Annotated in this window: 19 protein-coding genes and 2 pseudogenes; 13 read left to right on the top strand and 8 right to left on the bottom strand. The window is 64.8% G+C overall.

The genetic code is table 11. The features are described 5' to 3' along the window. Nucleotides 1–118: 118 nt before the first annotated feature. Nucleotides 119–4,198 carry a helix-turn-helix domain-containing protein gene (locus tag O6P37_RS02085; protein ID WP_332909773.1) on the top strand — a complete coding sequence of 1,360 codons (4,080 nt, stop codon included), beginning with the start codon at nt 119–121 and terminating at the stop codon, nt 4,196–4,198. A gap of 495 nt (nt 4,199–4,693) precedes the next feature. Here the strand turns inward: O6P37_RS02085 and O6P37_RS02080 are convergent, their stop codons facing one another. Beyond that, nucleotides 4,694–7,798 carry an NACHT domain-containing protein gene (locus O6P37_RS02080; RefSeq protein ID WP_269892505.1) on the bottom strand — a complete coding sequence of 1,035 codons (3,105 nt, stop codon included), beginning with the start codon at nt 7,796–7,798 and terminating at the stop codon, nt 4,694–4,696. 491 nt (nt 7,799–8,289) lie between these two features. On the opposite strand from O6P37_RS02080, the gene O6P37_RS02075 reads away from it, so the two are divergent. Both O6P37_RS02075 and O6P37_RS02070 read left to right on the top strand, forming a co-directional pair. Next, entirely contained in the window at nt 8,290–8,874 is a 585-nt protein-coding gene (locus O6P37_RS02075) for a type IV toxin-antitoxin system AbiEi family antitoxin domain-containing protein (protein ID WP_269892504.1), read from the top strand. Continuing rightward, nucleotides 8,871–9,752, top strand: coding sequence for a nucleotidyl transferase AbiEii/AbiGii toxin family protein (locus O6P37_RS02070; protein WP_269892503.1), 882 nt, complete (start codon nt 8,871–8,873; stop codon nt 9,750–9,752). Before O6P37_RS02075 ends, O6P37_RS02070 begins: the two co-directional genes overlap by 4 nt. Nucleotides 9,753–10,501: 749 nt before the next feature. Here O6P37_RS02070 and O6P37_RS02065 read toward each other — a convergent pair. Then, nucleotides 10,502–11,389 carry an oxygenase MpaB family protein gene (locus O6P37_RS02065; RefSeq protein WP_269892502.1) on the bottom strand — a complete coding sequence of 296 codons (888 nt, stop codon included), beginning with the start codon at nt 11,387–11,389 and terminating at the stop codon, nt 10,502–10,504. 16 nt (nt 11,390–11,405) lie between these two features. Further along, the gene (locus O6P37_RS02060; RefSeq protein ID WP_269892501.1) at nt 11,406–12,185 is read right to left on the bottom strand and encodes a YwaF family protein; all 780 of its coding nucleotides are present in this window, start codon (nt 12,183–12,185) and stop codon (nt 11,406–11,408) included. A gap of 189 nt (nt 12,186–12,374) precedes the next feature. Between O6P37_RS02060 and O6P37_RS02055 the strand changes: the two genes are divergently transcribed. Both O6P37_RS02055 and O6P37_RS02050 read left to right on the top strand, forming a co-directional pair. Next, complete coding sequence (locus O6P37_RS02055; protein ID WP_269892500.1) at nt 12,375–13,061, top strand: hypothetical protein; 687 nt, start codon at nt 12,375–12,377, stop codon at nt 13,059–13,061. Then, a complete protein-coding gene (locus O6P37_RS02050; protein WP_269892499.1) occupies nt 13,058–13,432 on the top strand; it encodes a hypothetical protein in 375 nt (124 codons plus the stop codon). Before O6P37_RS02055 ends, O6P37_RS02050 begins: the two co-directional genes overlap by 4 nt. Nucleotides 13,433–13,462: 30 nt before the next feature. On the opposite strand, the gene O6P37_RS02045 is transcribed toward O6P37_RS02050, so the two are convergent. After that, nucleotides 13,463–14,818 carry an acetamidase/formamidase family protein gene (locus O6P37_RS02045; RefSeq protein ID WP_269892498.1) on the bottom strand — a complete coding sequence of 452 codons (1,356 nt, stop codon included), beginning with the start codon at nt 14,816–14,818 and terminating at the stop codon, nt 13,463–13,465. A 140-nt stretch (nt 14,819–14,958) separates the two neighbouring features. Next, nucleotides 14,959–15,222: a hypothetical protein gene (locus O6P37_RS02040; protein ID WP_269892497.1), complete on the bottom strand. Its 264-nt coding sequence runs from the start codon at nt 15,220–15,222 to the stop codon at nt 14,959–14,961. Between the two features lie 99 nt (nt 15,223–15,321). On the opposite strand from O6P37_RS02040, the pseudogene O6P37_RS02035 reads away from it, so the two are divergent. Next, a pseudogene (locus O6P37_RS02035) lies at nt 15,322–16,356 on the top strand (YbfB/YjiJ family MFS transporter); the annotation flags it as partial. A gap of 104 nt (nt 16,357–16,460) precedes the next feature. Here the strand turns inward: O6P37_RS02035 and O6P37_RS02030 are convergent. Continuing rightward, entirely contained in the window at nt 16,461–17,513 is a 1,053-nt protein-coding gene (locus O6P37_RS02030) for a class I SAM-dependent methyltransferase (RefSeq protein ID WP_269892496.1), read from the bottom strand. A 303-nt stretch (nt 17,514–17,816) separates the two neighbouring features. On the opposite strand from O6P37_RS02030, the gene O6P37_RS02025 reads away from it, so the two are divergent. Next, nucleotides 17,817–19,451, top strand: coding sequence for a long-chain fatty acid--CoA ligase (locus O6P37_RS02025; RefSeq protein ID WP_269892495.1), 1,635 nt, complete (start codon nt 17,817–17,819; stop codon nt 19,449–19,451). 52 nt (nt 19,452–19,503) lie between these two features. Further along, nucleotides 19,504–20,052 carry a DUF1697 domain-containing protein gene (locus O6P37_RS02020; protein ID WP_269892494.1) on the top strand — a complete coding sequence of 183 codons (549 nt, stop codon included), beginning with the start codon at nt 19,504–19,506 and terminating at the stop codon, nt 20,050–20,052. Nucleotides 20,053–20,072: 20 nt separating this feature from the next. Here the strand turns inward: O6P37_RS02020 and O6P37_RS02015 are convergent, their stop codons facing one another. After that, complete coding sequence (locus O6P37_RS02015) at nt 20,073–20,369, bottom strand: hypothetical protein (protein WP_269892493.1); 297 nt, start codon at nt 20,367–20,369, stop codon at nt 20,073–20,075. Nucleotides 20,370–20,474: 105 nt separating this feature from the next. On the opposite strand from O6P37_RS02015, the pseudogene O6P37_RS02010 reads away from it, so the two are divergent. The 5 genes and pseudogenes from O6P37_RS02010 to O6P37_RS01990 all read left to right on the top strand — a co-directional run. Next, a pseudogene (locus O6P37_RS02010) lies at nt 20,475–20,717 on the top strand (BatC protein); the annotation flags it as partial. A gap of 150 nt (nt 20,718–20,867) precedes the next feature. Beyond that, nucleotides 20,868–22,079: a cupin domain-containing protein gene (locus tag O6P37_RS02005; protein ID WP_269892492.1), complete on the top strand. Its 1,212-nt coding sequence runs from the start codon at nt 20,868–20,870 to the stop codon at nt 22,077–22,079. Then, the gene (locus O6P37_RS02000) at nt 22,076–22,963 is read left to right on the top strand and encodes a sucrase ferredoxin (RefSeq protein WP_269892491.1); all 888 of its coding nucleotides are present in this window, start codon (nt 22,076–22,078) and stop codon (nt 22,961–22,963) included. Before O6P37_RS02005 ends, O6P37_RS02000 begins: the two co-directional genes overlap by 4 nt. A gap of 102 nt (nt 22,964–23,065) precedes the next feature. Beyond that, complete coding sequence (locus O6P37_RS01995) at nt 23,066–23,794, top strand: DUF899 family protein (protein ID WP_269892490.1); 729 nt, start codon at nt 23,066–23,068, stop codon at nt 23,792–23,794. Between the two features lie 54 nt (nt 23,795–23,848). Further along, nucleotides 23,849–24,334 (top strand): MarR family winged helix-turn-helix transcriptional regulator, encoded by a 486-nt coding sequence (locus tag O6P37_RS01990; protein ID WP_269892489.1) that lies wholly within the window; start codon nt 23,849–23,851, stop codon nt 24,332–24,334. Here the strand turns inward: O6P37_RS01990 and O6P37_RS01985 are convergent. Further along, nucleotides 24,331–25,077: an SDR family oxidoreductase gene (locus O6P37_RS01985; RefSeq protein WP_269892488.1), complete on the bottom strand. Its 747-nt coding sequence runs from the start codon at nt 25,075–25,077 to the stop codon at nt 24,331–24,333. The two genes, O6P37_RS01990 and O6P37_RS01985, sit on opposite strands and share 4 nt — an antisense overlap. Between the last annotated feature and the right edge of the window lies 1 nt (nt 25,078).

Below are 25,078 nucleotides of genomic sequence, written 5' to 3'. Positions count from 1 at the left end.
GCGTGAACGTTGCGGGAGGTGGTCGGACTCAATTTGCGCCCGGTCCAAAGTCACTTTTCTCGCCTGGCCACGGCGATGTAGGCGGACCTCATACGCATTAAGTGCGTACCATTGCAGCATGTACGAGTTGGGAACCATGCTGGCTCAGGGTCGGGATCGTCTCGGCCTAGATCAGGCCGAACTCGGCCGCCGTGTCGGAGTTGGACAACAGGCGGTTAGCCGATGGGAACGAGGCCGTAGTCGGCCGCGGCGCGCAATGGCCGTTGCTGTAGCTGAGACGCTGGACCTGTTAGCCGAAGACGTTCTGGCCGCCGCTGGCTACATCGGGGCAGTGGCTGACTCTTCGACAGAAATCTCACCGCCTGTGCGCCCGCTAGCACGCACCCTTCCCTTCCACGAGCTGAGCCCCGAACGGTTCGAAGACGTCTGCGTTGAGGTCCTCGAACACCGGCACCCTGGAGGGCATGCCTCTCGCTACGGCGGCTCGGGAGAACGTCAGGACGGAATCGACGTGCTGATTGATGGTGGTTTGGGCGCTACGTGCCAGGCTAAACGTCACAAGCAATTCGGGCCGGCCGCAGTGAAGGCCGCGGTAGAAGCAGTCACCATTCCGGCCCCTGTGAATTACCTTTTCCTTTCTCGCCAGACTGCGAGCGCCGCTGCCCGAGCGGAGATGAAGGGGCACGAGACGTGGGAACTGTGGGACGGTGAAGACCTCTCGCGTTACGTCCGCACGCAGATGTCCCGCGAAGAGGCTCTTCGATTCGTTGACGCCCATTTTCCGAATCACCGGGAACAATTCCTCGGCATTTCTCAGCCAGGCCCCTGGTTCTCGGTAGAGGAGTTCTATGCAGCTACGTCAGGCGTCCAGTTATTTACACACGACTGGGTGCTGGTTGGCCGAGACGCTGAACTAAATCAACTTCAGGCAGCCCTTGATCCCGGAGACGACATCGTCGCCTTAATCTTCGGCCGCGGAGGAATTGGAAAATCACGGCTACTGCGAACGGTCGCCGACGCATTCGATGCTGACGGATGGTGGGTTCGAATGTTGCCCGCAGATTCTCAGCCAGATCCGGCGGCTTTTGAACTAGTACCGTCGCAAGGCTCAGTCTTGATAATAATCGACGATGCCCATGAGCGAACCGACCTCGGACAAATAGTCGCTCGGGTTCGAGCTCGGAACGACGCCGCACGTCTCCTGATTGCATGTCGCCCATACGGCAGGCCGGACATCGAGCGCCAGCTACGCCGTGCGGGCCTCGACCTCACAAGGCTGCCAACCGTCTCGCTTGGAGACTTAACTCAGACGGCGGCAACCCATCTCGCTTGTGAAGCACTGGGCCCGGCTTACGAAGAGTACGCCGATCGGCTTGCAACTCTGACCCGCGACTGTCCGCTAGCCACGACTGTCGGTGGCTACCTCATCCGGACCGGAGAGCTGCACACTCGCGAGCTTGAACAAAGTGATCGCATCCGAGAACAAATACTTCTCGGATTCAGAGACGCTCTACTCGCTGAATCAGCGCATGGCGATCGAGATCAGCGATCTGCCGTAATTGATGCGATATCTGCGCTGCAACCCCTTAGAACCGGCGCATCCGATTTTCAAACCGCGATCGCCACGCTTGTCGGTGTCCCCTACAGCCGCATCAGCCGTCACTTACGCAGCCTCGAAGACTCAGGCGTCCTCATCCGCCGCGGAGATTCGGTGCGTATCGTGCCGGACCTCCTTGGAGACGTAGTCCTCGCCGACGCGTGCTTCGACAAACGGACCGGTGTTGACACGGGTTACCTTTCTGAAGTGCTCCGCGCGGCGACAGGTGACGCACTCGCAAATGCGTTCATAAATATTTCAAGAGTGGATTGGCAAGTAGGCCATCTTCTAACCGACGCTGCAAGTCCATTGTGGGATGAGATCTACCGGGAGCTCGAACATAGAGAGCTATCGGTCTACCTTCGCATTATCGCCCTTCTGAGCCGCGTAGCCCCGTTTCAACCGACACGGGTCATCAGTGCCATCGGCTGGATCCTGGACAATCCAATCGATGAAGAAGTGCCAGAGACGGAAGCAGCATGGACATTCCGCCAGACATGGCGACATGTACTCGATGAGATAACGCCAGTCTTGCGCGGAGCGTCCTACACAATAGAAACTTTCGCGGCGGCCTGCGGCATGCTGTGGAGCCTCGCACAATCAGACCGTCGCGCAGAGCATCAGTACCCGAACCACCCTCTTCGAGTATTGCGAGACTTGGCCTCGTACGCGCCGGAAAAGCCCATCGCCTACAACCAAGTGGCTCTCGAGCTAGCCGAATCATGGTCTGAAGAGGAGTCGCAACTTTCACCACTTGCGCCGATCGAAGGACTCGTTGCAACAGAAGGAAGTACGCAGACGTACCGTGACCGGACGCTTTCCTTCCACCCGTACGCTATCCGCAAGGACGTAGTGCTTCCTATCCGACGACGCGCGATTGATCTGGCGCTCAGGGAGATCCGATCTGGTCACAATCGCCGCGCGGTGGCAGGAGCGCAGTTTGCCGAGAGGGCTCTTCGCTATCCCACAGGCGAATTTGGGCGCACAGTAAGTAATGACGAGCGGTCATCGTGGAACTCGGACTTCCTACAGACAATCAAGGGACTACGGGATGCCCTTCACGAAAACCTCGATCCTGTGGTCAGCGTTGCGATCCTCGAAGCACTGCATTGGCACACCGACTACGGCGAGGGTCCCCCACGCTGTGCCGCGCAAAGTGCCGTCCAAGACCTTCCTGACACAGTCGAGTTTGATATTGCGCTGCTGCTTCATGACGGCTGGGCTGCCCTCATACGGGAACTTGGAACGGATTTCGAGACTCACCGACGTGCTGTAGCGTCCCGCCTCGAACGCGTGTCACTCCGAGCAATTGATCAGTTGGCGGACAACGCACTAGTCCTCCTCCTCGAGGAGCGGCTCGAGAAAGAAATGGCGGCTTTCGATACCGATCTCGCGGGTGGTAATCAGCTTTTGGGAGCCCTGGCCGAACGAAGGCCGGCACTGGCCCTGGCAATCGTCGACCGCCTCATGGAAAATCCTCAATCGGCCCTAAATGCATTGGCCGCCAATCTGATTAGACAAATCGGGCGATGGCAGCCCGATGCACTGATGAACAGCGTTAGCCGCCTCTTGGAGCACCCATCGTCGGCGGTCCGCATTGAAGCGGCAATTGGTTTAGCTTCGCGAGATCGCACCTCATGCCCTCTATTCCAAGGTGAATTGGAGCTTCTCGAAACTTTCGCCTCTGGCTCAGAGGCTCGGTTGCGAGTAGCGGTCGTCGATGCGGCGCGGGCCCTTGCCGACACAGACTTGCCGACGGCCGCGAACTTGTTGGCTCGCATAGTGATATCTGATTCGCGAGGCGTCGCCGATTACCTATTCATGTGTCTCAGCTGGGAGGACTCGCCGTTGACGTGGGAGGTTCTCAGCACGGAGCAGCGGACCGTGCTACTTGAGGCTCTGGCGGAGCTGCCGAACATCGAAGACCATTCGGTCATGGCGTTCCTTCGTCACCTTTCTGCACGAGAACCGAAAACCGTACTGGGATTGTTACGTCGGCGGGTTGAGGCAGGAGAAGGCATGGAGTCATTGAACGATTTCCGCCCCGTTCCGTTCCAGTTTCGCGAGCCCCTTTATGTGCGTCAACATCCAGACTTCCTCGCTCTACTCAGTGACCTGCTGAACTGGATCGCACAGGGCGATCCCCGGAAACGAGAGCCCATGGGGCGAGCGCTTTTTGCTGCGGCAGCTGGCGCCTTCGACGACCCCGTCTTATCGCTCTTATTGGAAACAGTTCGAGCCGGCAGCGAAACGGACGCCCGAACAGTCGCGCGAGTGGTAGAGGAAGCGCCCACCGATCTGATCTTCAACCACGTCGATTTTGTCGCCGAGCTACTGGCTTCTGCAGTACGACTCGGGTCAAGCGCACTCGCTCAAGTGCGGAGATCTCTTCACACATGCGCGATTTCAGGCACGCGTTGGGGCCAGCTAGGCGAGCCCTATGCCGAGGATGTTCGTCTTCGTGACCAATGCGCGGCAATCGCGAATGATCTGCCTAAGGGGACCGTTGTCGAGGAATTCTATCGCGGGTTGAGCGAGTATGGTGCTCAGGCTGTCGCACAACAACTAGAAGAGGACGACTCCGATGGTCGGGCATGGTAGCCGTTGATGAAGTCTGGCTGGCGGCTTCCTGCTTGACGCTCAGCCATTCCATGGGAGCCGCAGAAGGACGACGCCCGCAACGTTTCCGGCATCCTCGAGTTTAGGTAGTCGGCGTCGAGGTTGCCTGATTCGATCCCGAGCACGTAGTCGGGGGGCATGCCGCAGAGGATTGAGAAAGAGCTGCCTCAAGAGGTGACAAGACGGTATTAGAACAAGTCGCGGTCCCACTGGGACGTCCCGTAGAGGGGGCCCATTTGCGTCTTCTACAGGCAGCGTCTCGTGTGGTGGCCGTCCCGAGAACGGGCCCGTGGTCCCCGCAGACGTCTGACGTGCAGCTGACTAGGGACACCACCGGGACTCCTGAAACCCCAGATGAACAGCGTGATGGTTCTGCCTGCCACCGCTTCCATCCTGCCCGATCGTGCACGTCGCGGTGTCAGAAGACGGCGAGATACCGCCCGCATCTTTGCCAGCTAACAGCTGGACGGCTTAGCTCTAGACTAGTTCGGGCGAGAAACCGTCGCCCAGCCCGATGTTCTTCAGATCTTCCCAGAGCCACCCAGCAGCCACGCTGGAAGCTGGTCGTGAATTCGACATGTCGTCAGCGCCTGTCGTCACAAATGTTAGATCGGCAATAGGCTCGCGCTGCCGGTTCACAGCCCAGGAATGGATGCGGTCGAGAGTTGCCAAGTGACGCTGAATGTTCGGTTCAGGTCCCTCTCCGGCGTGGGTGATCACCGCCCGCCCGCCCACCGACCAGGTGGCACCAGACCCGACGGTTGCGACATCGTCCATCAATGCCATGGGCACTCGCATCGCCGTTATTGTCGGGATTCTTCCGATCTGGTCATCGCCCCCGTCCCGTAGTTCGAGCACGACCCCGAACGGTGCGAACGTTGCGCCCGGCATCGACCAATCCAGGCGCGTGAACGAATGCGTTAAGGCCTCGTCGTAGGCCTCACAGGCACGCCCATACACCTCGGATTCGAACTCCATCAGCCGCTGTGGCGAGTAGAAGTCCCAGATCCAATGGCCTACTGGTTGAAGTACATCCTCTCTGGGAAGGTGCCAGAGCAGGCGTTCGGGAGCCGTTGAGTCTATCCACGAAATGAGGTCTATAAGCTCAGCAACAGAGTATTCCGTCGTCCCGTCAATCGTGAACCTGGCATTTCGGTCGGTGGCGAGGAGCTTTACTAACTCTTCCGCCCGCATTCTGATTTCAGGGGCAGGAAGATCATTGTGAAGTAGAGACGACCGGCCAAGCAGCCGCCGTGCGAGGTCATACCGCCGCTCCTGAACCCAAACCCCTTCCGTGCTTCCTAGAAATGGGTCGATGGACAGCTTTCTCCTGGTTGCTTTGGCGATTCTTTCTCGCACCATTACCCAGGGCCACGATTCGCCTCGCGGTGGAGCCCCACTGAACCATGGCTGCCAATCGGACCCCGCGTTTCGGATCAACGGGTGAGCCCCGTGCGGCACTTCAGTCACCTGGTCGACGGGTGGCATAGAAGTAGACACCGATACATGAATTCGATGGCCGGAGACCAAAACGCCGAGCGTGGCTGGGCCCCTAACGAACGCGGATGGCAGCACACCGTCGGCCAGGGGTCCTAGAGCATCCGTCCAGGTTCGGAGGGATCGCAGGAGCCGTGGGCCGCTTGTTTTGGGATCGAGAGTTTCCCACTCTTCGCTACGCCAACCGCTTTGGCCGCTGAAGGCTTCCTTGACAATCCAGGACGCGGCGCCCGGGTTCCCGGTAACCCATCTGTCCAGGAGGTCGTCCGTCACTTCTACACTCGGCGCGCTCAGCACAGCCACGGCCGCGGCCCAACGCCACCTATTGAAATTATGAGCGTCGGACACGACCTCTGCTGCGATTAATCCGTCCTGGAGTATGGCTTGCGCGGCAAACCAATGCTGAAATATTGGTAGGGAGAATATGATTGAGTGCTCAGGGCCGTCTGTAACCAGCCGACTCGCCGCCGCAATCAAACGGTCGCTAAAGGACAGCCCATCTCTATTGTTCCTCGTGATGTTGACTGCGGCATTTTGAAGGACCGTCCGCGTCTCGGATGAAGTGACCGCAGACCGTTCGATTCCCTTTGCGAGGGCATTTTCGACCAAGTCTCGAATTAGATCTGCCTGGCCACTGGGGGCATGGCTTCGGGCGAGCATAGTTCCAGCCGCGAGCGCGAAGAACGGCCTGGTCATCGTGGCTCGCATGTCCGCCGTCCAGTGCCACGTTTGTTGCGGCTTGCCGCCGGCTAATTCCACCAGGCTCAGTGCTTCGTCTTGAGCTAAGAGTGGCGCCGTTATCTCTTCTGCAGGTGTAGGGGTCACGATGCCCGGACGAGCTGTCAACAAGACTCGCACGTTCGTGCGAGCTCTCGCAAAGATGCGGGCCGCATCTAGCAGGCTCTGGGCAGAGGATGGGTCGGTCTCATCTACGCCGTCAATTGCAATGGACACGCCCAATCCTCGATGCCAGAACTTTCCTATCTGCCGTTCGACCGCACGCTCAAGCGATTGATCGACGAGTTCTCGAGCGCTGAACCACACGGGGAAGGGCGCGTCGTCGGACTGACAACGATCATCGATCGCCTGTCTGTGCCAGGTTTCTGCGATCTCAGACTTGCCGGATCCGAAGTCACCTAACAACACCGCGACTCCGCCATCCGGAACATGTACAACTTCTATTCGGTCGAAGAAGCGCGCTAACAGAGACTCGTCAAGTTCGAATACTTGGAGTCGAACGTCTCGACGTGTTTCAGACAGCTGCCGAAGAAACGTTAAACGATCATCGATTCGGTCTCCGTCGGAGAGCTGCGAGGAAGGTAGACCCACAATTTTGCGTAGATCTTCCCTGGACCTCCAGGAGCGGGTTCTAGCGCACCGCAGACCCTCGCTGCTGAGGCGATCGAAAGCGTCGTGCTCCGTTGCTTCGTGCAACATCGCGTCAGCTCTTCGCCGGTCGGCCCCGAATTCAGCAAAGTCATAGCGCTCGACTTCAACCACCCTGAGGAGCGACCGAACTTCCTCGTCGGTGGGATTGGTCCCCGCAGCTGTTTTCCAGCTGGACCGGATTATCTTCATGAAGATTTTTAGAGCAGACAGTTCCGCATCACTGCCTGCAGCAGACTCAAGCGAAAGGTCAGAGGGATGTGCCCTTAGTCTGGCGCAGATCCTGCCGAGTGTGGTGAAAGAACGACTCGAGGTGTGATCCGTGGCGATTACGAGTCGATCTTTAGAAGCATCAATCGGCCTTCGATTGACCGTCGGAATTCCGTGTCTATAAACCAAGACAACCTGGTCGACCGCTTGTCGCACATCAGACGCGTTGGTTGCTAGGCGGCGCATTCCGCTCTTGGCTTGCACTAGAATGAACCCTCCGGTGCTGAGGAAAACGGCGACATCGTCTAGCCCGAGCGCCGTTTCACTGCCGACAGAGGTGACGGTTGCACTCGCTTCTATGCCGAGGTCGATTCTGCTTGCTGCGACAGCATGCGTGGCCCACCACGCGAACACTTCGGCTTGAAAGCCGATGCCGCTAGCGGCACGCGAACCACCGGCGGAAGAGCGACTGTTTGTAGCTCGGGTCATGCAGTCTCCAATCACCGTTGACGGTGATTCCTCGTATCCCGCCCGCCCAGGCCCAACTTAATTCACACGTGTTGAACGTTGCGGCCACCAAAGGCCGCCCGATCAAGGACAGACGAGACGGTTCTTCGCGGATCGTCTGCGCTACGGCGGTTGGATTCGCGTTAGCAGATTGATGAATGATTCTGCGTTCTGAGGTGAGCACGCCGCCATCGTAGGATTCCATACCACCTGGGAAAATGCTCCACGCAGCTCCTGGGACCGGGCGGTGGAAGATTCAGCGTCTCGCCTGAGTGCCCCTGAACTGCGGCGATGGCCTTGTGCGGCTCGACTATGGCTCATGTGTCGGAGTGCGGAGACCGCGCATCGTGCGTGTCGAGGGCATCCTATGGATGCGGCCGATGCCCTGTGCTCTATCGAGTGGTGTTGCTCTGGGGCTGCCGGTCAAGCAAAGCTTGTGTGCTTAAACGTATCTATTTGATACGATTGCGCACATGGCCATCTGGGATCGGCTTGTTGAGCTAGCCGCCGAGCAGCACGGCTACGTCACGACTCGCGACGCGCGGGATATCGGCGTGGACCCCGTGCAGCTGCGTCTCCTGATGGCACGGGGCCGTCTTGAGCGTGCCGGTCGCGGAGTGTATCGGGTGCCCGTTCTGCCGCGCGGTGAGCACGATGACCTCGCAGCTGCCGTCGCGTGGACTCTGGGGCGTGGGGCTATATCGCATGAGTCAGCCTTGGCGCTTCACGCCCTGGCTGACGTGAATCCTTCGCGAATTCACCTCACGGTCCCGCGCGACAATCATCCGCGCGCAGCGGGAGGTGAGCTGTACCGGCTTCACCGCCGCAACCTGCGGACAACCGACATCACGTCGGTCGACGGCATACCTGTGACGACGGTTGCGCGCACCATCAGAGACTGCCTGGACATTGGTACAGATCCCTATCAGCTTCGGAAGGCGATCGAGCGAGCCGAAACCGAGGGCAGGCTTCGTCGTGCGCCAGCAGCCGAGCTCCACGCTGCACTAGATGAACCTGCCGCTCGCTCACGCCCACGCCCGAAAGGAGTGTCGGCGTGACCAGGCCTTATTCGTCGCCGCCGCCGAACTTGCGCTCATTGCGAGATCGGCTCACCCAGGCAGCGCAGCGGCAAGGTGTCGTCTTCGGCCGGATGCAGCGACACATCGCGATGATTGTCGTCGCTCAGTTTGCGGCCATGCTGACCGACGACAGCGGCGCTCCGCTGCTGTTAGTCAAAGGCGGATCGTCGCTGGAGCTGCGTCGGGGAATCCCGGATTCGCGGACCTCGAAGGACTTCGACACCGTCGCACGTCTCGATATCGAAGAAGTGCGTGAGCAACTGGCCGAGGCGGGAGAGGCGGGTTGGGAGGGGTTCACCGCTACTTTCACCATGCCCGAGGAGATCGATGTTCCAGGCATGCCCGTGAAGCCGCGACGATTCACCGCCAAACTGAGTTACCGCGGCAAGCCTTTCGCATCTGTCCCGATTGAGGTGTCCACCGTCGAAGCCGGCAACGCTGATCAGTTCGACAGTCTCACCTCGGATGCCCTGGGCCTTGTCGGGGTAGCGGCGGCGGTCTCCGTGCCATGCATGACCATTCCGTGGCAGATTGCGCAGAAGCTCCACGCAGTGACCGCCGCGCTCGGAGAGCCAAGAGTCAACGACCGCGCTCACGACTTGGTGGACTTGCAGCTCCTCGAAGGGCTGCTGCTCGGTACTGATCTCGCGCCAACGCGCAGCGCGTGCATCGCCGTTTTCGAAGCGCGCGCTCAACATTCATGGCCGCCGCGTGTCGCCGCGCTGCCACACTGGCCGCCGATCTACTCAGGTGCGCTAGAGGGGCTGAATCACCTTGAGCTTGCCGCGACGGTAGAAGAGGCGGCCGAGGTCGTGCAACGATTTGTTGAGCGGATTGACGCGGCGCAGGTGGGATGACAAGACGGCAGGTTGCCCGGCTGCGCGGGTGCGGAGCAGCGTTTTCGGCAGACGCATCAGTCATCGCTCGTACGGGCTGGTGGTGTAGCCCGGTTCGGTTCTCGCTTTATTCACCGCCAATGCCTGAGAAGTGACCGGAATCAGCCTCGCCGCACGCGCCATGGGGGTGGTCGAAACGCTGATCATGGCTACCGCACGTTGGGGTGTCGCGTGGCCGTCGGGTGGCGCCGCCGGTCAGCCTGTTGTCGCCACATCAAGTTTTAGACCAACCAGCGCGGTGACATTGACCGCTTTCGGTGGGGTCCTGAGGCAGGCTCGAACCCGCGACCAACGGACGCCGATCGCCGAATCGGGGGGATGGCCCGCTGCTCGTCTTTTTGTGAGGCGGAGTAGTTCGCCGCCTGACTTGTCCGGTGTGCTAATCGCTGCGGCGCAGGTCGCCAACAACGGGTGGGTGACCACTCCGTGTGACGCAAACATTGGGCATGTATCTCTGTTGACGTGCCGCGGGCGGCTTGGTCGCCCGAATCTATTGCAACTTCTGCCGTGGGTCAGGAGATGCACAGTCCGCAGGCAGTCCGCAGAGGACTCGATAGCAGCCATCAACCGCCATCTCTATCCATCGCTATTTACGCAGCGTACGCACTATTTTCACTCTCAACCATTGACAAACGTTAACTGCCAATAACCAGCTAGAGCAGACTTAAAATCCGCCAAGTGTCGGTTCGAGTCCGACTGGGGGCACCGAGTCAGGCTGGCGTCGCCTGCGGTATCTCTTCTTGACTGGCCGTCAGCACCCAGCGGATTCCACTGACGAGCACCCGCCCGGACAGCCGGACAGCCGTCGCCTCGATGGGCGGAAGATGCGGTAGCCGCAACGGCTTGCGTGCCCACCCCGGCAGCATGGCCACCGAGGTCGCGGCCAACACGCCGTAGGGAGCGCGGGCAGGCAACGGCAGCGGCGGTGTCAGCAAAAGGAACCGGGCCGCCTCGCGCGCCGACGCCGTGCTGCGGAGCTCCGGTCGGTACGCCTCGATCCGCTCGCGCAGCTCCTCCTCGGTGCGCGGCGGGTCCAGCACTCCGAGAGCGGTTGCGACGCGCGCGGTGTCGGCAACGTACTGGTCCCGGCCGGCCTGGTCCAGAGGTTGTGCGCCGTACAGCTGGTGTGCCAGGAGGAAACTGTCGATCTCGGCGATGTGGACCCATTCGAGAAGGTGCGGATCCGTGGCCTCGTAGGGTGTGCCGTCCGGCGCCACCCCGCGTACTCGGCGGTGAATCCCGCGGACCTTGTCGACGGCCCGTTGCGCGTCCGCCGCAGGCCCGAAGGTCGTCACGGCGAGGAACGTGCTGGTGCGCTGCAGGCGCCCCCAGGGATCGCCGCGGTAGTCGGAGTGGTCGGCGACGCCGGCCATCGCCAGCGGATGCAGCGACTGCAGCAGCAGTGCGCGCAGACCTCCGACGAACATCGACGCGTCGCCGTGGACGCGGCGGATCGGCCGATCCTCGGCGAACCAGCGCGGGCCCGGTGTTCCGTGGATCCGGGCGCGGTTGTCCGGCCCGTCCGGACCGGCGACCAATCCGAACAGTGCGCGCCCCAGCCCGCTTCTGACCGCACCCAGTTCCCGTGCCAACACCATGACACGACGTTACGTGTCAGCCCGAGACGTCGCTGGACCTGACCTTCCGCCCGACGACCTGATCCCGGGCGGCTCGCTCCGGACGGACGCTGACCTGTCGCCGGGCCGTCTCCCACGGCCACGTCATCAGTGCCCACGCACCCATCACGATCAGGATCTCGATCACGAGGTACAGCGGCCACGGGCCCAGCACGTCGAGGACCGAAGCCGTCGGCGGTTTCCCGTTGAGGTATCCGTAATTGGTTCCCGCGATCGTGTTGAACGCGAACGTGAACCCGAGCCACCCCAGCGTCGCGACGACCGCGAACCGGTAGTCGCGCCACTGCGGACGCATCCCACGGCCCCACGTCAGATAGACGGCCGACCACACGACGAGCACATGCAGCACGAAGAACGTGAGGAACAGGTGGCTCGGGAAATCGGGCGCCCCCTCCTCGGGAGTGCCGATGTCCGGGGTGAGCAGCGCCTGCGAGCTGAGGAGCAGACCCCAGAAATAGGTGAGGATGAACGCACGATGCCGCTGCGTCCACAGCGCGTACGCCGCCGTCAGTTCCGCGATGTCGCAGAGTTGCAGCGGTATCGACGTGGCGAGGTCCGGCCGGATCAGCTTGTAGATCAGCGCCGTGCCGAACGCCGCCATCAGCAGCACCGCCAGGATTCGACTCACCAGGCGCGCCTGCGCCGCGCTCTCGCGGCGACCGTGCCACACCAGAACGGCTGCGCCGACCGCGAACACCCCGAGCACCACCACATGAGATGGGCCGTATGCAACGAAATCGTGCTGCGATGGAACCAACTCGATCACCTCCTGCGGCCCCTCGAGCAACGCTGCGGGCCGTGACGATCATCCGCCCAGCGCGACGCCGAGTCACGATCCTGCGGAGGCGTGTCGGTAGACCCGGCAGTGCGGGCCGTGGTGCTCGACGGTAGGGCGCCTCCGGCGCGTCAGAACCTCGAATGGGCGGTGCGCAGGCATGATGCAAATGTGACTGCTGATGCCACTGTGATCATCGGGGCCGCCGCCGACGCGCCGCAGACCGAACCCGACACAGGTCCTTTTCCGCCGACGCAGCAGCGGACCTGGACGATGCCGAAGACGTTCGTCACCCGACAGCACGTCGACCAACTCGGACGCTTCACCGTCAAGGCAGGTGCCGGCATCGCCTTCGTCGCGGCCGATGTCGCCAGATCGGGCGGCCGCGCGGTCAAGCAGGCGTGGTTGGCAATGGGCGCCGTGCCGCCCACCCTGCGGCTGCTCGCCGTTCTCGGCCTGCTCACGCTGCTGGGAATTGTCGGGTCGATTGCGCTGAGCGATACGCCAAAGCTGTTCTGCGCCATCGTGATCGTTCCGGTCTGCTCCGTCGCATTCGGTGCGCTCGCCCGCGGCTGGGTCGGTAGGAACGGTGACGTCGGGGCGCCACGAACCGACGCACGCGACGTCGACGCCGCAGCGGCCGAGATCGCACGATCGATCGCTTACGTCGACAAGAAGCTCACGGTCGCGCTCGGCGCAATCGGCACCGACCGCCACCAGCAGGCGGTGATCGCCCTGGTGCAGGCAAAGACGGCCACCGACCTGGCTCTGGGCGAAGACACCGCCGCGCCCTTGACGGTCGACGATTTTCGCCGTCGGCCCCGCATCCAAGCGGGCCCGTCCCTGGTGGCGTCGTGACCGACCAGTCCGCCGGACGCGTCGCCCTCGTCGAGGACGACTACACCCTCGTGATCAACCGCGGCGCCGAGGCGGGCGTCGCAGCGGGCATGGTCTTCGCCGTATACGGCCGCACCGGGCGGGTGGTCACCGATCCGGACACCGGCAGGGAGCTGGGCACGATCAAGCGGGAGAAGCTGCGGGTGAGGGTCTTCGACGTCCAGCCCCTGTTCGCCCGGGCGCATACGTTCGTCGAGACCGACGACTTCTACGGTCTGCTTCGATTCCCGTTCATGGCCGAGCCATCCGAAGACGTCGTCAGCATCGACGTCGGCGACACGGTCGAACTCGTCAGCACGGATACGGTCGCCGTGCGCCGTGACACTGGTTAGCGCGCCTGCCGCTGCGCGGGTCAGCGCGATTCACGCGAAGTGTGACTTGAAGATCTCGCCGTGCACGCCGACCGTCTTGTCGACGACCTGCGAGACGTGAAAGTTCGAGGCCGCCGACAGATAGGCGTACGCGGTGGCGCGGTCCATGCCGCGGTCCGTCTCGAGATAGTCGAGTGCGTTGACCACGGCGCGACGCATCGCGACATCGAGGTCGCTGCCCTGGCCGTCGCGGGCGCCGTCGGGATCGGACAGGCCGATCGGCACCCACACGTCTTCGGTCTCGGCGAAGGGGTAACGGAAGGCCACCGACGGTGCATCGCCCGATCCCTTCTTGCACACCGTGAGGCGGAAGGTGCTCCGCAACGAGCCCTCCATCGCCGTCAGCGCGACCTCGCCGTTGCCCATCGCCATGTGGGGGTCGCCGACGTAGAACAGTGCGCCCTCGGCGACGACCGGCAGATAGAACGTGGACCCCTTGCCCAGCAGACGGATGTCGATGTTGCCGCCGCCGAGGGTCGGTGGCACCGAATTGTTCGTCGGCGCAGTCAGTTCGGGGTCGTGCGAGTACGCGACGCCCATCATTCCCATGAACGTCTGCAGCGGGAAGCGGACCTTGGCGTCCCCGTAGGTCATCACGCCCTGACCGTCATCGATGGCCGTGAACGTCGAGATGTTGCCGTAGGACGTCGGGTTCTTGTTGGCTCGGCCGTCCGTGGCGATCGGCGGCATCACCTCGGCCAGTGAAATGCCCGCCGGAGCGCCACCGTCGGCGGTTCGCGCCAGCGAGCCCTTGCCGTGCCGGCTCGACACCACGCCGTACGGCACCCGCGGTACGGCTTCGAGGGTCTCGATCTTCAGCACGTCACCCGGTCGAGCGCCCTCGACGAACACCGGGCCGGTCACCACGTGCGGGCCGTCCTTGTCGAAGTTCCTCGGCGTGCGCCGGTAGTCGCTGGCGATCGCGATGGCGTCCTCGAGCACGTCACCCCGCGCGACGCCGTGGCCGCCGAAGTACGTGACCGGGTCGCGGCCCTGGTCTTCGAGGATGCCTTCGTGCGAGACGGCGTCGATCGTGACGGTCTCGCCCGACCGCATCTGCATCGCCGCGGTGGCGTGCACATTCGGCACGTACCCCCAGAGCACCTGATCGGGGGTGGACGGCAGGTAGTGGTCACCCGGGGTATCGCCCTGGCCGGGTTGCAGCACCGTGACGGCGCCGGTGACGGCTGCGTTGCTCGGTGGGGATGTGCCGTCGTGTGAGCAGGCCGCCGCGACGCCGGCGACTCCGGTGCCCGCACCCAGCAGCGCCGCGGCGCGGACGAAGTCGCGGCGCCCGATACCGGCGACGAGGGTCTGCGCGGCTGTACGCGCGAGCGATTCGGTCAATGGAGGTCTCCTCGCTCGGCGATCGGTCAGCCCATCGGTCCGCGCCATTGCGTCATATGTCTTCTACCCGGTGCGTTCGTTCGCCGAAACGGTGCGCACGTTTCCATCGCGTTTCGTTTTTCGAGTGCAGATGCCCGCCGCTAGGGCATCGGGCGCGGTGCGCCCTTGCGCCATCCGGGAGGGTCGCCGATCACGCGGGGGAGTGCCCACTTGAGCGGGTCCTCCTTGCACCAGTACTCGTCGTCCGGGATGCGATCCGGCTCAGCGAAGTGCGAGACGTTGAACCGGTCTTCGATAGCGTTGTACCACAACACCTTCGATCCGAACACCACAGCCCAAAATCCGCCGCCCTCATCGCCGTACGGGAACTGACTCCACTTCTGCGGCGCGATCGCCGACTGCACGAAGGCTGTGTGGGACCCGCTCCGAGTGAGAGCCGGCACCTTGCAGCTGAGAGCAAACCGGTCGTGGCGTCGCCGCCTCGCCGTGCTGACGATGGCAGGATGAGCCGTCCCCGCCCACACATCCACATCGCCCGCGGCGCAGCCGCCTTGGCCGCGGCCATGGGTATCGGCCGCTTCGTGTACACGCCCATCCTGCCTCTGATGACAGCCGAGACCGGACTCAGCGCGGCGGCCGCCGGCGGCCTCGCCACCGCCAACTACGTCGGTTACCTGGCGGGTGCGTTGGCGGGTGTGCTCGTTCCGCGCCTGGTGCGCACAACCGTCACGTTGCGTGTCGCGCTGGTTGTGGTGGTGTGCAGTCTGGCCGCGATGCCGCTGACGCACGATGTCGTTGTGTGGGTGGCGATCCGTACGCTCGCGGGATTCGCGAGTGCCGTGCTGTTCGTCATCGCGGTCGACTGGATGCTCGATCATGCCGGGCGGCGGTCCACCCTGACCGGCTGGGGATTCGGGGGCGTCGGCGTCGGTATCGCCCTGTCGGGTGCGCTGGTGCTGTTACTGCCCGCCTCAGGGTGGCGGGTGGCCTGGTGGGCGGCCGCGGCGATGGCCGCGATCATCGCCGCAGTGGCCTGGCACCTGCGGGGCACCGTCCCTGCTCTGGGGAGCCCGAAAGAGACACATGCACAACCTGAGTCGCGGCTGTGGTTCGCGGTCCTCCTCGCGTGCTACACCCTCGAGGGGATCGGTTACATCATCGCGGGCACCTTCCTGGTGGCTGCCATCGGACAGAGCTCACCGGGGTGGCTGGGCAACAGTGCCTGGATCGTCGTCGGACTGGCCGCCGCGCCGTCGGCAGCGCTGTGGGCCGCGGCGAGCAGACGCTGGTCGCACGCCACGCTGCTGGCGGTGGCACTCGCGTTACAGGCGGTGGGGATCGCGTTGTCCGCCTTCGCCGGTGGCGCCGCCGCGGCGCTCATCGGCGCTGTGCTGTTCGGCGGCACCTTCATCGGGGTGAGCACCGTCGCGTTGGCGGCCGGCCGTCTGCTCGCCTTCCCGCGTGCAGTCGCGGTCCTCACCGCTGGGTACTCGGTCGGTCAGATCCTAGGCCCGCTGATCGTCGCACCCCTCCTGCACGGGGGCTTTCGGCACGCGCTCATGGCGTCGGCCGCCGTGGTGTCTGTTGCGGCTCTCACCGCCGTTTGGTTGCGTGTCGGCGGTCCGGCACTGGGCAGCGGGCGTCACGGCCTCGCTTCGAAGATCATGTTGAACGGGGTCTCGGTGGCCCGTCGGAACCGCGTGAAACCGCCTTCGTCGACCATGACGCTCCTCAACCGCTGCTCGCCGGCCTGCGCACCGAGCGCAGGTCCCTGCTGGGACAGCGAAACCGGCACGCAGATCAGGGATGACGCACCATAGAACAGGCGGCCGACGGGATTCAGGTTGTCGGACAGGTGGTCGCCGGCCATCGGCTCCACGAGCATGCAGTGCCCGTCCGGTTTGAGCGCTTCCCTCGCTCGGCGCGCGGCACCCGCCGGATCGGCCATGTCGTGCAGGCAGTCGAAGAAGGCGATCACGTCATAGTCGCCACCTTCGTAGGACGTCGCATCCGCCGCCTCGAAGCGGGCGTTGCTCACGCCTGCCTCCGCGGCCCGGTCACGTGCGGTCTGGATGGACGCCTCGTGATAGTCGATCCCGACGAACTCCGACTGCGGGAACGCCTGTGCCATCAGGATCGTGCTCGCGCCATGGCCACAGCCGACGTCGGCCACGCGCGCCCCGGCGTTGAGCTTGTCGACCACCCCGTCGAGCGCAGGAAGCCAGGAGGCCAACAGGTTCGCGTTGTAGCCGGCACGGAAGAACCGCTCGGTGCCCTCGAACAGGCAGGGATGGTGCTCGCCCCACTCCATCCCCTTGCCGGTGCGGAAATTCTCGACCGCGCGTTCGCGCACCTGGAACAGGTCGTTGACGATCTGGTAGGCACCGGGCAGATCCACCGGCCCGTTCGGATCCGCCAGGCACAACACCTGCTCCTCGGTCATGTGGTACTCATCGGTCTCGGCGTCGTATTCGACATATCCGCCCGCGGCTTGATTGGCCAGCCACTCCCGCAGATAACGCTCGCTCGTCCCGGTCTTGTCAGCCAGCGCTGCTGCCGACAAGCGATGACCGGCGAGTGCCGAATACAGTCCGAGCTCGTCGCCGATCAACATCAGGACCGCGCTCACCGACGCCGAGAGGTCGCCGACCGCCCGTCCCAGAAATGCGTTGAGTTTCTCCTCGGATACGGCCATTGCTCTCTCCTTCGCCCTGTCCCAAAACGGTTGCACATCCGGCATGGCGACGTGACGGTTCGCGCAAACCCGGCAGAACCGGTCATATGTTAGCTGCACTAGGCGATGTGGGGTGCGGGTCGGCTTGCCACGTCTCGGCAGCGACAGCGGATACTCGCTCGTCAGGACGTTATTTTGTCGTTCACGTCAATGTTGAGAGGCATAGGCGCAACGTCACGGGCGCGATTGGTCGATTCGCTGAATCTGATCTTCGGCGGTCGTAACATCGCGCCTACTGTCCGGTTGCCTGAAGGGCGGATCGTCATGAAGAGCACCATGCAGACAGTCCCGCTGAGCATCACCACGATCATGCGACACGCTTGCGAGGTGCACGGCGATCGCAGGGTCACCACGTCGATGGGTGGCGGCGAGTATCGCTCCGTCACTTATCGCGAACTCGGCGAGCAGGCCGGTCGAATGGCGAATGCGCTGCGGCGCTTGGGAATAGTTGGGGACGAACGCGTCGGCACCTTCATGTGGAACGACGCCGAGCATCTGACGACGTATCTCGCGGTGCCTGCGATGGGCGCGGTGCTGCACACGTTGAACATCCGGCTGTCCCCGCAACAGATCGCGTTCATCGCCAACGATGCGGAGGACAGGGTCATCTTCGCCGATCTGTCTCTCGTCGCGCAGCTCGCTCCGGTGCTGCCGTTGCTCGAGACCGTCCACACCGTGATCGCCGTCGGGGAAGGAGATGCGGACGCGATGTCGTCGCCCGGTAAGACCGTGCTGCGCTACGACGACATCCTGTCCGCGGAGTCGCCGATCTTCGACTGGCCGGACATCGACGAGGACTCCGCGGCGGCGATGTGTTACACCAGCGGGACCACGGGCAACCCGAAAGGCGTCGTCTACAGCCATCGTTCGGACTACCTGCACTCGATGGCGGTGTGCTCGGGGAACGGGCTCGGTCTGAATTGCGCAGATTCCCTGGTGCCGATCGCGCCGATGTTCCACGCCAACGCCTGGGGGATGCCCTACGCGGCCCTGATGGCCGGCGCAGACCTGGTGATGACGCACCGGTTCCTCGACGCCAGGTCGCTGGTCGACCTGATCGAGACCCAACGCCCCACGGTGGCCTGCGCGGTGCCGACGATCTGGAACGACGTCATGCGTTACCTGGACAAGAACCCCGGCCACGACCTCTCGTCGCTCCGGCTGGTGCCCTGCGGTGGCTCGGCCGTGCCCACCTCGATGATGAAGACGTTCCAGGAGAAGCACGGCGTGGAGATCGTCCAGGTGTGGGGGATGACCGAGACGTCGCCGCTGGCCACCATGGCGCGTCCGGCGCCGGGCACCCCGCAGGACCAGCTCTGGTCGGTGCGGACCAGCCAGGGCAGACCGGTCTGCGGGGTCGAGACCCGGCTCGTCGACGACGCGGGCAACCCGCTGCCGCACGACGGAAAGGCGGTCGGGGAGATCGAGGTGCGCGGCCCGTGGATCACCGGCTCCTATCACCGGGGACGTGACGAATCCAAGTTCGACAGCGGCTGGCTGCGCACCGGTGACGTCGGGCGCATCGACCCGCAGGCGTTCGTCACGTTGACCGACCGCGCCAAGGACGTCATCAAGTCCGGCGGCGAGTGGATCTCGTCGGTGGAGCTGGAGAACCACCTCATCGCGCATCCGGCGGTACTGGAAGCGGCCGTGGTGGCCGTGCCGGACGAGCGTTGGCAGGAACGACCGCTGGCCGCCGTGGTGCTCGAGGACGGCGCCGATGCCACTGCCGCCGAGCTGCGGAAGTTTCTTGAGGACAAGGTGGTTCGATGGTGGCTGCCCGAGCGGTGGACCTTCGTCGATGAGGTGCCGAAGACCGGCGTCGGCAAGTACGACAAGAAACTTATCCGGTCGCGATACGCCGAGAACGCCTACGACGTCCAGGAAGTCAGGGACTAGCACCTCGGCCACTCCGCGCCGCGATCCACATCGACTCGGTACCGTCCAGTTCATGGGGACGACGCGCTACGTCGCACTGCTGCGAGGCATCAACGTCGGCGGGCGCAACAAGGTCCCGATGGCCGACCTGCGAGCGGCATTCGAGTCCCTCGGGTTCGAGGCGGTCACCACCTACATCCAGTCGGGGAACGTGCTCTTCGCCTCGGACGCGCCACGTGTGTCCCTCGAGTCCTCGATCGAAGGCATGCTCGAAGCCCGGCTGGGGTTCCCCCTCGTGGTCGTGGTGCGTTCGCACCGCCAGCTGCGGGCAGTGGTGCACCGTGCGCCTCCCGGCTTCGGTGCGCAGCCGGACACCTATCACTCCGACGTCGTGTTCCTGAAGCCCCCGCTGACCGCCGCGCGGGCGATGGACATCGTCAGCATTCGCGACGGCGTCGACCAGGCGTGGCCCGGAACGGGCGCGATGTACTTCGCCCGCCTGAGCGCAAGGCGGACGGAGAGCCGGATGAGCCGGATCGTGGGTAAGCCCGAGTATCAACTGATGACGATCCGGAGCTGGTCGACGACCACCAAACTGCTCGCGCTGCTCGAGCGGGACTGATCAGCCCTGCGCGCCGTCGTTCACGACGCGACGACGAGCAGTACCAGCGCGAGCGACGCGGCGACCCCGAGGAAGCCGCCGGCCAGGAGGGCACGCACCCACAGCCGACGAACAAGCACCGCGCCGGCCAGCAACGCGGCCGCGGCCAGTCCGCTCAGGGCCAGCAGCACGCCTTCCCGCAGTGGCAGCGCAAGCACCCCGGTGACGAGGAGCCATCCGGCGACAACGCCCACCGCGGCGACCGCGAGAGCCGCCACCGACCGGCCGATCCGCCGCGACGGGGAGTGTGGCACCGGCTGCGGCGCGGGCGAGGTCATCACGACATGATGGCAGCGTTTCGGTCAGGCCTCTGGCGGCAACACCCCGACGGTGTAGATACTGCGAACACAGGTGGTACGCACGCAGCCCCGAGAGGATTCACCATGGCACTCGACGACGACGACATCACGACATCCGGAGGCGGGGAGGGAACCGCTGACGGCGGTTCGAACCCCGAGGGCCACGACGGCGGCGCGGACGGCACCGCGGGCGGGGAGGGAACCGCTGACGGCGGTTCGAACCCCGAGGGCCACGACGGCGGCGCGGACGGCACCGCGGGCGGGGAGGGAACCGCTGACGGCGGTTCGAACCCCGAGGGCCACGACGGCGGCGCGGACGGCACCGCGGGCGGGGAGGGAACCGCTGACGGCGGTTCGAACCCCGAGGGCCACGACGGCGGCGCGGACGGCACCGCGGGCGGGGAGGGAACCGCTGACGGCGGTTCGAACCCGGACGGCCACGACGGCGGCGCGGACGGAACCGCGTAGCCCTTTCTCATGCTGAGCCGCTGCGTCACCGTCGACCCTGCGGAGTTCGCGGCGCAGTACTGGGGCCGTAGGCCTCTGCTCAGTCGGTCCGGCGCACTGCCCCGCGATTTCGCCGATCTGCTGTCGCCCTCGATGGTCGACGAGCTGATCGCCGAGCGCGGGGTACGTGCGCCGTTCATCCGCATGGCCAAGGCCGGTGACGTACTGGCGCGCAACTGCTATCTCGACTCGGCCGGCTTCGGTGCAGAGATGCCCGACCAGGTGGACTCGGCGAAGGTACTGACCGAGTTCGCCGCCGGCGCCACCATCGTGCTCCAGGGTCTGCACCGGTTGTGGCCGCCCATGATCGACTTCGTGCGCGGCATGGTCGACGACCTCGGGAACCCCGTTCAGGCGAACGCCTACGTCACGCCGCCGAACCAGACGGGATTCGAGACGCACTACGACGTACACGACGTGTTCGTGTTGCAGACCTCCGGGCAGAAGCGGTGGATCGTGCACGAACCGGTGCACGAACACCCGCTGCCGTCGCAGCCGTGGACCGACCACCGTGAGGCGATCGCCCGGCGAGCGCAGGAAGACCCGGTCATCGACACGGTGCTCTCCGCGGGCGACGCACTGTATCTGCCACGGGGCTGGGTGCATTCGGCACACGCGCTCGACACCACGTCGATTCACCTGACCGTCGGCGTCTCCGCGGTGACCCGCCTCGACGTCCTGCAGGCCGTCGTCGACACCCTGACGACGGTCGAGGAGTTCCGGACGTCGCTGCCGCTGGGACTCGATGCCACCGACACGGACGAGATGGTGGCCACCGCTTCGAAGATCATGGCCGAGGCGATCGAGAGTCTGCGCGACCGCGCCGCCGAACTCAGTGAGGGTGCGGCGCAGCGACTGTCGCGACGCCACGCCGATCGCACCCGCCCGGTGGCGGTCCGCCCACTGGCGACGCTGGTGGCCACCGAGAACGCAGGCGCCGTCACGGTGCGGTGGCGCCACGGCCTCGTCGGAAGTGTCGAGAACCGCGACGGCTCAGTCGTTCTGCGTCTGCCGGACCGGACCATCACCTTCCCCGAGTCATGTGCGCCCGCGGTCGAGGCACTGCACCAGGGGGCGGCCGCCGGCGCGGATTCCCTGCCCGGCCTCGACCGAGCGGACGGCACGGTGCTCGTCCGCAGGCTGCTGCGGGAGGCCGTCGTGGTGCCGGTGAGCGGAGGATGACCTCGGCGAAGCGCGAACCGTGCAGTGATCAGTCCCTCGCCCGCAACGACACCATGTACGGCACGGCCTCGGCGGGGCACGCCTGGTTGATGCTGGAATTGGCCGGGCCGTGGGGGCATTCGGCATTCCTGGACTCCGCCATGGTCATCGACCGCGAGCTCGGTCGTGCGATCGCGCGACGGGCCGAAGCCGAGGGCATGCGCATCGCCGCGATCCGCCGCCCGGGTCGTCGCTCCGCCACTCCGCGCTGGCGCTGGTTCGTCGCACACTGCGACGAGGGCAGCGAGGTGCTCCACCACGGTGAGGTCGACGACGCCCGAGGGTACCGGGACCTCGCCCTCGACGGCTCCGACGGCCACGTGTGCACCGATCCACTCGTCGCCATCTGTGCCCACGGCAAGCACGATCAGTGTTGCGCGGTACGGGGGCGCTCGGCCACCGCGGCCATCGCCGCGGAGTTTCCCGAATTCACCTGGGAGTGCTCCCATCTGGGCGGTGACCGGTTCGCCGCGACGATGCTCGTGCTGCCCGAGGGGCTGTGCTACGGCCGGGTGGACTCCACCGACTCGGCGGAACTGGTACGCAAGTACCTCGACGGCAGGCTCGACAACCGATTCCTCCGGGGCCGGACATCGCTACCGCACCCCGTTCAGGCCGCACAGTATTTCGTCCGGGCGGCCACGGGAGAGGACCGCATCGCGGCGCTGTCGCCCATCCACGTCGAACGCGAGGACCACACCGTCCGCGTCGTGCTCAGTGGCGACGCGGGACCCGTGGAGGTCGTGCTCGCCGAGGAGCTGTCCGAGCCGCTTCTCTCGATGTGCTCGGCGAAGGCGTCGGGCCGGGTGCGCACCTTCGTGCTGGTGTCGATGACCCCGAGCTGACGTCGGCCGGAGGGCTGACGCCGCTGCTGCGATGAGTCTCGGTGCCCGCGCCGGTCTACCTCTGTGGACCGTGTACAGGCGATCGACAACAGGAGACGAACCATGGACACGACCGATATCGCCCGCCCGCTGCCCCCGGTCGTCGACCGGCAGACGTGGCAGACCGAAATCGACCGGCTGTTGGTGCGGGAGAAAGCTCACACCAGGGAGGGAGACGCGATCGCGGCAGCACGACGTCGGCTGCCGATGGTGGAGGTCGACGCGTCGACACCCCTCGTGGGCGCCGACGGTGAGATCCCTCTGATCGACGTCTTCGAGGGCCGCAGCCAGCTTCTCGCGTACCTGCACATGTGGTACGACGGGAACCCGGCTCCTGAGCAGTGCGAAGGCTGCACCTTCTTCACCGGTCACGCGCAGGAGCTTTCCTATCTGCACGATCGCGACGTCACCTATGCGACGTTCTGCCAGGGGCCCTACCCCGAGAGCTCCCGCTACCGCGAATTCATGGGCTGGCCCATGCCCTGGTACTCGCTGCGTGACGGGGCCGAGAAGCTACTCGCAGGACGGTCTTTCGGCGCGTACGTCAGCTACCTTTGCGACGGCACAAGGGTTTTCGAGACCTATTGGAACACCGGTCGCGGGACCGAGGCGGGCGCGACGAGCTATCACCTGCTGGACCTCACCGTCTACGGGCGCCAGGAGACGTGGGAGGACTCGCCCGAGGGCTGGCCGCAGCCCTTCGGTACCGACGGGCAGCAGTTCCGCCATGACGGCCGGCCGACGGCGCAATGGTCGCGGCTGCACGCGGGACGGTCCGACGCTCTCGCCTGACGGTCGATAGGATGCGTGACAGGTCACCCATCTGTTGATCGGAGACGTGTCGCGGTGCCGAAGCGTGAACCCTATCCGCTCAACGAGTCTCAGCAGCGCACCTGGCTGAACTACATGCGGGTGTACCACCGCCTCGAGTACGAGATGAACCGTCAGCTGCTCGCGGATTCCAACGTCTCGCTGGGGGATTACACCGTCATGAACGCGCTGTCGCAGGCGCCAGGACGACGGGCTCAGCTCACCAACCTGGCCACCACCATCGGGTGGGAACGCAGCCGGTTGTCACACCATCTCCAGCGGATGACGGGCCGGGGCCTGGTCGAGCGGGTCAAGTCCGACACCGACGGCCGCGCCACCGACGCGGTGCTGACCGCCGCCGGCTGGCGCGAGCTGCGCGCCGCCGCGCCGGCGCACGCCGCGTGGGTGGCGCAGGCCTTCTTCGCCGATCTCGACCCGGCGCAGGAGACCGCCCTGGCCGACGCGCTGGCCGTCGTCCACGAGAGCCTCCTGCGGCACGGCACTCTGCCGAGGCCGGACTAGAGCTGGCGCGAGCCGCCGTCGACGAACAGCTCGGTCCCCGTCATGAAGCTGCTCTGATCCGACGCCAGAAACACCACGGCCGAGGCGATCTCGTCGGGCCGTCCCAGGCGGCCCAGTGGCACCCTGGCGGCCTCCCCGTCGAGCAGCGCCTGCTGCTGATCGTCGGGCGCCAGCCCTCTCAGTCCGGGCGTCTCCACCGGGCCGGGCACCACGGTGTTGACCCGGATCTTGCGGTCCACCAGCTCGGCCGCCCAGGTACGTCCCAGCGAGCGGATCGCCGCCTTGGACGCCGCGTACGCGCCGAAAGCAGGCACTCCGGCGGACGCCGCCGTCGAACCGGCCAGCACGATCGATGCGCCCTCGTTGAGCAGCGGCAGCACCTTCTGGACGGTGAACACCGTTCCGCCGACATTGCGGGTGAGCGTGTCCAGAAGATGCTCACGCGTCTCGTCGGCCAAGGTGGCGAACTCGCCGCCACCGGCGTTGGCGAAGACGACGTCGAGCCCCTGGCCGTGGTCTCGGATGGCGCCGGCGAGCCGTTCGAGGTCGTCGGCGTCGGTGATGTCACCCTGCACCCCGGTGGCGTTGGCACCGATGGAGGCGACGGCTTCGTCGACACCGCTCTGCCGCCGACCGGTGAGGAAGACGTGTGCTCCCTCGGCCGCGAGCCTCTGCGCCGTCGCCAGGCCGATGCCCGATGTTCCGCCGGTGACAAGAGCTGTCTTTCCAGTGAGCTGATTCACG

Origin of the sequence: Mycobacterium hippophais (genome assembly GCF_027529605.1) — a bacterium.
GTDB lineage: Bacteria > Actinomycetota > Actinomycetes > Mycobacteriales > Mycobacteriaceae > Mycobacterium > Mycobacterium arseniciresistens.
The sequence above is the reverse complement of the archived record's forward strand: the minus strand, read 5'-3'. Positions and strand labels throughout refer to the sequence as shown.

Coding starts and splice junctions, on each gene's coding strand:
- O6P37_RS01995 (WP_269892490.1), top strand. CDS start 23,066: ATGGACACGACCGATATCGCCCGCCCGCTGCCCCCGGTCGTCGACCGG.
- O6P37_RS02085 (WP_332909773.1), top strand. CDS start 119: ATGTACGAGTTGGGAACCATGCTGGCTCAGGGTCGGGATCGTCTCGGC.
- O6P37_RS02025 (WP_269892495.1), top strand. CDS start 17,817: ATGAAGAGCACCATGCAGACAGTCCCGCTGAGCATCACCACGATCATG.
- O6P37_RS02030 (WP_269892496.1), bottom strand. CDS start 17,513: ATGGCCGTATCCGAGGAGAAACTCAACGCATTTCTGGGACGGGCGGTC.
- O6P37_RS02015 (WP_269892493.1), bottom strand. CDS start 20,369: ATGACCTCGCCCGCGCCGCAGCCGGTGCCACACTCCCCGTCGCGGCGG.
- O6P37_RS02000 (WP_269892491.1), top strand. CDS start 22,076: ATGACCTCGGCGAAGCGCGAACCGTGCAGTGATCAGTCCCTCGCCCGC.
- O6P37_RS02075 (WP_269892504.1), top strand. CDS start 8,290: ATGGCCATCTGGGATCGGCTTGTTGAGCTAGCCGCCGAGCAGCACGGC.
- O6P37_RS02065 (WP_269892502.1), bottom strand. CDS start 11,389: ATGGTGTTGGCACGGGAACTGGGTGCGGTCAGAAGCGGGCTGGGGCGC.
- O6P37_RS02080 (WP_269892505.1), bottom strand. CDS start 7,798: ATGACCCGAGCTACAAACAGTCGCTCTTCCGCCGGTGGTTCGCGTGCC.
- O6P37_RS02020 (WP_269892494.1), top strand. CDS start 19,504: ATGGGGACGACGCGCTACGTCGCACTGCTGCGAGGCATCAACGTCGGC.
- O6P37_RS02005 (WP_269892492.1), top strand. CDS start 20,868: ATGCTGAGCCGCTGCGTCACCGTCGACCCTGCGGAGTTCGCGGCGCAG.